Source organism: Phenylobacterium sp., assembly GCF_035944335.1.
Taxonomy (GTDB): domain Bacteria; phylum Pseudomonadota; class Alphaproteobacteria; order Caulobacterales; family Caulobacteraceae; genus Phenylobacterium.
Window position 1 is genome coordinate 1 of sequence record NZ_DASZBG010000122.1, and the last position, 8,873, is coordinate 8,873.

At 70.3% G+C, this 8,873-nt stretch carries 8 protein-coding genes and 1 pseudogene; 8 read left to right on the forward strand and 1 reads right to left on the reverse strand.

Annotated features, from left to right (window positions below):
- From VGT80_RS18470 to VGT80_RS18505, 8 genes are all read left to right on the forward strand, one after another.
- Positions 1–181, forward strand: a 181-nt coding sequence (locus VGT80_RS18470; protein ID WP_327458129.1) for a hypothetical protein, incomplete at its 5' end; no start/stop codon positions are given.
- Positions 178–1,125, forward strand: a complete 948-nt coding sequence (locus VGT80_RS18475) for a M48 family metalloprotease (protein ID WP_327458130.1) — start codon at positions 178–180, stop codon at positions 1,123–1,125. The genes VGT80_RS18470 and VGT80_RS18475, both read left to right, overlap by 4 nt.
- Positions 1,126–1,206: 81 nt before the next feature.
- The gene (locus VGT80_RS18480) at positions 1,207–3,297 is read left to right on the forward strand and encodes a TonB-dependent receptor plug domain-containing protein (protein WP_327458131.1); all 2,091 of its coding nucleotides are present in this window, start codon (positions 1,207–1,209) and stop codon (positions 3,295–3,297) included.
- Positions 3,298–3,673: 376 nt separating this feature from the next.
- Positions 3,674–5,461 carry an ABC transporter ATP-binding protein gene (locus VGT80_RS18485; RefSeq protein WP_327458132.1) on the forward strand — a complete coding sequence of 596 codons (1,788 nt, stop codon included), beginning with the start codon at positions 3,674–3,676 and terminating at the stop codon, positions 5,459–5,461.
- A gap of 15 nt (positions 5,462–5,476) precedes the next feature.
- Complete coding sequence (gene ubiA / locus VGT80_RS18490; protein WP_327458133.1) at positions 5,477–6,400, forward strand: 4-hydroxybenzoate octaprenyltransferase; 924 nt, start codon at positions 5,477–5,479, stop codon at positions 6,398–6,400.
- Positions 6,401–6,423: 23 nt separating this feature from the next.
- Entirely contained in the window at positions 6,424–7,374 is a 951-nt protein-coding gene (locus VGT80_RS18495) for a fatty acid desaturase family protein (protein WP_327458134.1), read from the forward strand.
- Positions 7,375–7,381: 7 nt separating this feature from the next.
- Positions 7,382–7,861 (forward strand): hypothetical protein, encoded by a 480-nt coding sequence (locus tag VGT80_RS18500; RefSeq protein ID WP_327458135.1) that lies wholly within the window; start codon positions 7,382–7,384, stop codon positions 7,859–7,861.
- A gap of 9 nt (positions 7,862–7,870) precedes the next feature.
- A complete protein-coding gene (locus VGT80_RS18505; RefSeq protein ID WP_327458136.1) occupies positions 7,871–8,527 on the forward strand; it encodes a methyltransferase in 657 nt (218 codons plus the stop codon).
- 108 nt (positions 8,528–8,635) lie between these two features.
- On the opposite strand, the pseudogene VGT80_RS18510 reads toward VGT80_RS18505, so the two are convergent.
- Positions 8,636–8,873 (reverse strand): annotated as a pseudogene (locus VGT80_RS18510) (winged helix-turn-helix domain-containing protein); the annotation flags it as partial.

Here is an 8,873-nt window from a genome sequence, read left to right on the forward strand (position 1 = left end):
CGCCACCGCCTCCGAGAACGAGTTCGAGGCCCAGGTGCTGTCGGCGGTGGTCCGCTCCCTGAAGGGCAACCTCGGCCCGGCGGTGATCGCCCAGCTGGTGGACGAACTTGCGGTCGATTTCGAGACGGTGGCCGAATTCGAACGGCTGATCGCGCAGCGCAAGTCGGAGCTGAAGTCATGAGCTGGCATGACAGCCTCATCCATCTGGCGGGCAACGAGGTGTTCGACGGCCCCTTCCAGAACCTCTGGCCGCTGGTGGCGGCGCCGGCGCTGGCCGCCTGGATCAGCGACCGCACGGCGCGCCTGCTGCCCAGGACGCCGGCAAGCGCCTGGCCGGCGGCGGCGCTGACCGCGGCGCCTGGCGTGGTGGGCCTGGGCGCGATCGTCCAGGCGCTGCAGGAGGCGCCTCAGTGGAACAAGGTGCTGACCTGGCACGGGGTGATGAATTTCTGGGTCACGCCGGCCATCGCCGCGGGCCTGCTGCTCTTCGCCCTGTGGCGCGGGTGGCGGCGGCAGGCCGAAGTGGCCCGGCTGTTCGCGCTCAGCTCGCCGCCCGGCGCGCGGCTGGCCGGCCATGCCGCCCGGCTAGGGCTGCGCGCCCTGCAGATCCCGACGCGCGAGAAGGAGTGCTTCGTGGCGGGGCTGCTGCGGCCGACCGTGTTCGTCTCCGACGGGGCGCTCGACCAGTTGGGCGAGGCGGAGCTGGAGGCGGCGCTGAGCCACGAGCGCGCGCACGTGACGGGTCGCGACACGCTTTTTCTGATGCTGCTCTCGTTCCTTCGGGACCTGGCGCCCTGGGGCCGCGGCCTGGCGCTGGAGGCGTTCCGCGTCGCGCGCGAGGCCCGCGCCGACAGCCGCGCCGCCGCCGCCGCCGGTCCGCTGAACCTGGCCGCCGCCTTGCTCGCCCTGGCCCGGCCGGGCGCCGGCCCCGCCGCCGTCCTGCCCATGGCCCGCAACGACAGCCTGCGCTGGCGGATGCAGGCGCTGCTCGATGCGGCGCCGGCGCCGGCGGGGTCCCTCGGCATGCGCGCCGGACTGCTCATCGGGCTCGCCGCCAGCGGCCTGCTCACCTTCTGGCCGGCGGCGCAGGTGGAGCTGATGTTCCTGTTCTGCGCCAACACCTGAGACTTAGGGCTTTTCCTTCCCAGATCATCTGCTAAGTTACTTGGCAGTTCGCCATAGGGCGAAGCGCGGAGATTTGCGACCATGGCTCACGGCCGCCTTCGCGCGCGACGGATGGCGCGCGCCGCCAACCTCGGGATCGGGTTCGGCGCCCCCCTCTTCGCCGGCCTCCTGATCAACGCGGTCGCGTCGATGGCGCTGGCGGAGGCGCCAGCGCCATCTCCGGCCGCCGACACCACGGCGAGCGTCATCGCCTATCCGGCGTCCTTCTTCGCCCCTATGGGCCCCAACACCGCCTACGACATGGTGCGCCGGATCCCCGGCTTCGCCATCGACGACGGCTCCTCGCTGCGCGGCTTCGCCGGCTCGGCCGGCAATGTGCTGATCGACGGCCAGCGGCCGGCCAGCAAGACCGACGACCTGATCAGCGTGCTGGGTCGCATACCCGCCGCCCAGGTGGAGCGCATCGACCTGATCCGCGGCGCCCAGCCGGGCATCGACATGCAGGGCAAGACGGTGGTCGCCAACGTCATCCACAAGAAGGGCCAGGGGATCACCGGCGTCGCCGCTGTGGGTCAGTACACCACGGCCGACGGCTACACCGATCCGCAGGTGAAGCTCGAGGGGACCTGGCGGGCGGACGGCCGCACGCTGGAAGGTTCGCTGTTCGCCTTCAAGGGCCACGACAACTCGCAAGGCGGCGGCCGGCACGTGATCCTCGGGCCGGGCGGCCAGCAACTGGATGTCTCCCAGACCCACAACACCGCCCCCAACTCGGTTCGTGAAGCGACGGCGGCCTATGAGGCGCCGGTGTTGGGCGGCAAGGCGCGGTTGAACCTGACCCTGGAAGACCAGCCCTATGACATCGACAGCGTCGACGTCTTCCAGCACGCCGGGCGGCAGGAAGACCACCTGCAGCAGGACGCGAAGGATGCCGAGGGCGGGTTGCACTACAACCGCGACTTCGGCTCGACGCTCGGCCTGGAGGTGTTCGGCCTGCAGCACCTCAACCGGGCCCGCTCCACCTCGACCTTCGTGACCGCGACGGACAATCAGCGCTTCGCGCTCGCCACCCGCGGCGGCGAGAGCATCGGGCGCGGCGTGCTGCACTGGCGCCCGACCGCCGCGCTGACCATCGATGGCGGGGGCGAGGTCGCCTACAACTGGCTGACCACCCAGACCGCGTTCAGCGACAACGGCGCCGCGATCCCGATCCCGGCGGGCGACGTGCGGGTGACCGAAACGCGCGGCGAGGCCTTCACCACCGCGACCTGGCGGCCGGTCGCGACGCTGTCGATGGAAGCCGGCGTGCGGGTGGAGGGCTCGACGATCGCCTCGACCGGCGACGTGACGCTGTCCAAGTCCCTGGTCTTCCCCAAGCCCAGGCTGCTCATCACCTGGTCGCCGGACGCCGCCGACCAGGTTCGGGTGCGCGTCGAGCGCGAGGTGGGCCAGCTCGATTTCACCAGCTTCGCGGCCAGCGCCGCGCTGAACATCAACGGTGTGGTGGCGGGCAACCCGAACCTGCTGCCGCAACAGGACTGGGCGTTCGAGGCGGCCTACGACCGGCACTTCTGGAAAACCGGCGTGGTCTCGCTGACGCTCCGCCACCTGGTGCTGAAGGATGTGGTCGACCGCGTCCCGGTGTTCGCGCCGTCCGGCGCCTTCGACGAGCCGGGCAACATCGGCGGCGGCTCGGAGAACGACGTGGTCGCGGCGTTCGAGCTGCCGCTCGGCCGCTTCGGGATCGGCGGCGGGACCTTGCGCGGCACGGGGACCTGGAAGGTTTCGGAGGTCACCGATCCGACCACCGGCCAGCGGCGGCGGATCTCGGGCCAGCACCCGCTCGACGCTTCGCTGCACTTCAGCCAGGACCTGCCGCGCTGGAACCTGAACTGGGGGTTCGACCTGCCGCTCGCCTACCGGGAGCACTTCTTCCGGTTCAACGAGATCGACACCAACCGGGCCAATACGGTGGGCACCCTGTTCCTGGAGTACAAGCCCAAGCCCGACCTCGGCCTGCGCTTCACCCTCGACACCCACAGAGGCGTCTACGACGTCGGCCGCGAGGTGTTCGCCGGACCGCGCAACACCGCGCCGCTCAGGCTCATGGACCTGCAGGACCGGCGGTTCGGGCCGGTGTTCTTCGCCCGCATCCGCAAGACCTTCGGCTGACGCCCGCGGGCCGCCTGTGGCCGAAAAGTCCCGGCGAACGCGTTAGGCGAACCGCGTTGGCGGCGGCGCTTGACGCTGGATTGGGCCGCGCCTAGCTTCCCGCCCTTCGAGGCCGCGAGAGGGAGGTCAGCATGGCAGTCGCCGCATTGATTTTCCGACCGCGTCTCGGGCCGCCGCCGCACCGTTAACTCAACCGAACGGCTTCGCCAGCCCCTCGCGCGGGCAAACGCGAAGCGGTTCCGCGCGCCCGCGGCCCGCCGGCCCCCAAGCCCCCCGCGTCGCCCCATACCCATTCCCTGCGCCTGGCGCGCGCCGTTGGCGGATTCGCAGATTGCGAGCCCCGCGGACCGCCCGGCGCCGACCTTCGAGTTCTGCAATGACCGACCATTACGAGGACACCGACGAGCACAAGGAGCGGACGCTCTCCAACCGTCAGGTGCTGGCCTATCTCGGCGGCTACTGGCTGCGCCGGCGCTGGATGCTGACGATCACCGTCGTCCTGACCCTGGCCGGCATCGGCTTCGACCTGTCCGTCCCCTGGGCGGCCGGCAAGCTGGTGGACGCCGTGGCCGCGGGCGTTGTCCAGACGCGCCCGGCCTGGACGGCCTGGGGCCTGCTGGCCGCGGTCTACGGCGCCGGTCTGGTCGTCAAGAACCTCGCCATGCGGCCGTGGATCTATTTCGCCTCGGCCAACATGAAGGAGATCGTCGACGAGGCCTTCAGGAAGGTGCAGGCCTTCTCCGCCGACTGGCATGCCGACAATTTCGCCGGCGCCACGGTGCGCCGGCTGTCGCGCGCCATGTGGGGCTACGACACGGTCTCCGACGCCGCGGTGATCTGGCTGGGCCCCGCCTTCCTGGTGCTGGCGGGCCTGTGCGTGATGATGGCGCTGCGCTGGCCGATCGTGGGTCTGTTCTCCTCGATCATCGTGGCCGCCTTCGTCGCTTCGAACATCTGGCTGACCGAGCTCTATGCGCGCCCGGCCAACCTGAAGTCGGTGGCGCTCGACAGCCGCATCGGCGGCGCCATGGCCGACTCGATCTCCTCCAACGCCACGGTGAAGTCGTTCGGCGCGGAGGGCCGCGAGGAAGCCCGCATCGGCGGCGTCACCGACCTGTGGCGCGGGTCGGTGAACGTCACCTGGACCCGCTTCACCAACCTGTGGCTGCTGCACAATGTGCTGTTGATGGCGCTGCAGGCGGGGATGACCGGCTTGCTGATCTGGCTGTGGGGCAAGGGCCAGGCCAAGGCCGGCGACGTGGCCTTCGTGATCACCGCCTTCATGCTGATGACCGGCTACCTGCGCAACATCGGCGAGAACATCCGCATGACCCAGCGCGGCCTCGACGACATCGAGGACGTGGCCCGCTACGCCACCATGGCCCCGCAGGTGGTTGACGCGCCGGACGCGAAGCAATTCGCCGCCCACCTCGGCGAGATCATCTTCGACCGGGTGAGCTTCCGCTACAAATCGGCGGAGGCGGCCCTCTATGACAACTTCAACCTGATGATCGAGCCGGGGGAGCGGGTGGCCCTGGTCGGGCCGACCGGGGCCGGCAAGTCCACCTTCGTGAAGCTGATCCAGCGGCTCTACGATGTGCAGGGCGGCCGCATCCTGGTGGACGGCCAGGACATCGCGGCGGTGACGCAGGGCAGCCTGCGTCGCGCCATCGCGGTGGTGCCGCAGGACCCGGCCCTGTTTCACCGCAGCCTGTCGGAGAACATCGCCTACGCCAGGCCCGGCGCCACGGAGGACGAGATCATCCTGGCCGCCCGCCGGGCGCGGGCCCACGACTTCATCTCCCACCTGCCCAAGGGCTACGACACCCTGGTGGGCGAGCGCGGCGTGAAGCTGTCGGGCGGCGAACGCCAGCGGGTGGCCATCGCCCGGGCGTTCCTCGCCGATGCGCCGATCCTCGTGCTCGACGAGGCGACCTCGTCGCTGGACGTGGAGACCGAGCGGCAGGTGCAGGCGGCGATGGAAGAGCTGATGGTCGGGCGCACCACCATCGTCATCGCCCACCGCCTGTCGACCATCCGCGGGGCCGACCGCATCCTGGTGTTCGAGAACGGCCGCATCGTCGAGGAGGGCACGCACGCCGACCTGGTGCAGCACGGCGGCGCCTACGCCCGCCTGCACGCCGTGACGGAGGGCTGGGCTTAGGGGTAGAGAGGACCCATGGCTTCCTCGACCCCGCTCCCCGACGCCGCGCCCGCCAATTGGGTCGACGCCCACGCGCCGGCCTGGGCGCGGCCGTGGCTGAAGCTTGGACGCTTCGACCGGCCGGCGGGCATCTGGCTCTTGATGCTGCCGGGCTGGCAGGCGATCGCGCTTGCCGCCGCCATGGCCGGGCGTTGGCCGGACCCGCGTCTGCTCGCCGAGTTCTTCGTCGGCGCGGCGCTGATGCGCGCGGCGGGTTGCGCCTACAACGACATCGTTGACCGCGACATCGACGCCAAGGTGGCGCGCACCGCCCTGCGACCGATCCCGGCCGGCCAGATCAGCGTGCGGCAGGCCTGGGGCTTTGCGACGGTCTGCGCCCTGATCTCGTTCCTCATCCTGTTGACGATGGGTCCCGTGGCGATCGGGCTTGGCGTCGGGTCGTTGCTGCTGGTGGCGGCCTATCCGTTCATGAAGCGCATCACCTGGTGGCCGCAGGCCTGGCTGGGTCTCACCTTCAACTGGGGCGCCTTGCTGGGCTTCGCCGCGGCCACCGGCGGTCTCGAGGCGCCGGCGATCCTGCTCTACGCCTCGGGCGTCTTCTGGACGCTGGGCTATGACACTATCTACGCGATCCAGGACCTGGAGGACGATGCGCTGGCCGGCGTGAAGTCCTCGGCGCGCAAGCTGGGCGACAAGGCGCCGCGAGCCGTGACCATCTTCTACGGGCTTTCCGTGCTGCTCGCGGCTGCGGCCGCCACCGAGGCGCGCCTCGACATCCTGTTCGTACCCCTCATCGCCCTCTACGCCACCCACCTCCTGCTGCAGGCCCGCCGGGTGAAGATGGACCAGCCGCGGGTGGCGCTCGCGCTCTTCCGGTCCAACGCCTGGGCCGGCCTGATCCTCTTTGCCGCCCTGGCCGCCGGCGGCGTGCGGCTTTAAGCGGGATCGGGTAGACTAGGCCCATGCCCGCCGCCGCCCGCGTCGATCCGAAACAATTCTTCTCGGCCGAGGAGTGGGCGCCGCTCGCCGGCCGCTCGGCGTGGAAGGGTCCGGCCATGGTGGCCCACGCCTGGGCGGTGATCTTCCTCGCCGGGGCCATGGCGGTCGTCTGGCCGATCACCATTCCGCTGGCCGTCGCCATCATCGGCGCGCGGCAGCTGGGCCTGGCGATCCTGATGCACGACGCCGCCCACGGGGCGCTGCATCCCGACCTCAAGGTCAACGATTGGGTGGGCAACCATCTGACGACCGGTGATCTGATGGCCTACCGGCCCTACCACCTCGGCCACCACAAATACGCCCAGCAGGCCGAGGATCCGGACCTCGGCCTCTCGGCGCCGTTCCCGATCACGCGCACGTCGCTGCGCCGCAAGATCGTCCGCGATCTGACCGGCCAGACCTATTACAAGCTGAAGTGGTCGGGCCTCGTGCAGCGGCTGCGCCAACGCAAGCCCGACGAGCCGCTGTGGCCGATCCTCAAGGACGCGGTGGTTCGTCGGAAGCGGTTCTTCGCCGGCATGTTGGTGACGCTGGCCCTCACCGCGCCGTTCGGGCTTTGGTGGGTGTGGCCGGTGCTGTGGCTTATCCCCCAGGCGACCTGGCTGCCGATGATCACCCGGCTGCGCAACATCGCCGAACATGCGTGCGTGGCGAAGAACGAGCCGGACCCGCTACGCCACGCGCGTTCCACCCACGCCAACTGGCTCGAGCGGGCGTTCCTCGCGCCCTACTATGTGAACTATCACTGCGAGCATCACATGTTCATGCATGTGCCCTGCTACCACCTGCCAAGGGCGCAACGGATGCTGCGGGCCAAGGGCGTGCTGCCGCAGATGCTGACCTCGCCGAGCTATGTCGACGTGCTGCGGCTGGCCTCGTCGAAACCGGAACGCGCGGTCGCCCCGGCGGTTTAGGGCATTGATGCGCTTGGTATCCGTCGCCGCGATCACCGCGAGCCTGATGACGCTGGCCGGCTGCAGCGCCGCGCAGTGGCAGCGTGCGAACGCGGCCTATGAGGACGCTTTCGTGCCCATTGAGAGCATCGGCCGCTTCGACCGGTGGCGGCAGAAGGTTTCGCCGGCGGATCTCGTGCGGGATGGCCATCCATTGTCGTTGGTTGAGATCGGGCGCCGCTACGAGGTTGGAGCCGGCCTGCCCAAGGATCGCGACTGCGCAGGTTGGTGGTATTCCGAGGCGCTGATCACCTGGTACGACGAGCCCCAGAGCGGTTACGCCGGCGGCCACGTCACCAGCCTCGGGACATTGCGGCGGCAGGGCCTGCCGCAGGCTCGGGTCGCGCTGAAGCGACTGCGAGCGGCGGGGCCGGTGACCCTGCTGGACGGCGCGCAGGCGCGAGCCCGTTGCATGCCGTTCGTATCCGCGGGGCAGGCAAGCCGTTAAACCCGCCGCATGATCGCCCCCGAAGACCGCCGTGCCTTCATCCTGGCCAACACCAGCCTCGAACATCCGCCGCATACGCCGGATCTGCGGCTGCACCTGGCGAGCGAGGTCACCCCGATCTGGAAACTGACCGAGGAGGCGTTGGCCGGGATCGGCCTGCCGCCGCCGTTCTGGGCCTTCGCCTGGGCGGGCGGTCAGGCGCTGGCGCGCTACGTCATCGACCATCCGCAAGTCGTGGCGGGGCGCGGCGTCGTCGACTTCGCGGCCGGGTCGGGGATCGTGGCCATCGCCGCGGCCAGGGCTGGCGCAGCGCGGGTCCTGGCGGCCGACATCGATCCCTTCTGCGGGGCGGCGGTGGCGCTGAACGCCGAGGCGAACGGGGTGCAGATCGAATTCACGGCGCACGACCTGCTGGACGCGCCGCCGCCCGCCTGGGCCGATGTCATCCTGGCCGGCGACATCTGCTACGAGAAGCCGCTGGCCGAGCGGGTGATGGGCTGGCTGAAGGCTGCCAGGTCGGCCGGCGCGATGGTGCTGATCGGTGATCCTGGCCGCAGCTACTTCCCGCGCGTGGGCCTGACCAAGCTCGCCGAATACCAGGTCCGGACGACCCGCGAGCTGGAGGATATGGAGGTCAAGAAGACCGCGGTGTGGGAGATGCCGTAGCGCACCCTCTCCCCCTTGCGGGGAGAGGGCAGGGTGTGGGGGTGTCAGCTGGGCGCCGGCAGCACTTGCACCCCCACCCCTACCCCTCCCCGCAAGGGGGAAGGGGAACTAACCCACAGCCCTTTCCAGCGCGCCCGCCAGATCGCCGCGCCGTTCCACGCGCACGCTCGCCAGCCCCAGCCAGCCGGCCATCAGCTTCAGTTCTTCCGCCAGGCGCACGGGCGTGGCCTCGCCCGCCCAGGGTTCCGCGTGGCTGGCCTGGACGATCAGCACGCCGGCCTTGCGGTCGGCCTTCAGGTCCACGCGGGCGGTGAGCGCGTCGCCCTCCAGGAAGGGCAGGACGTAG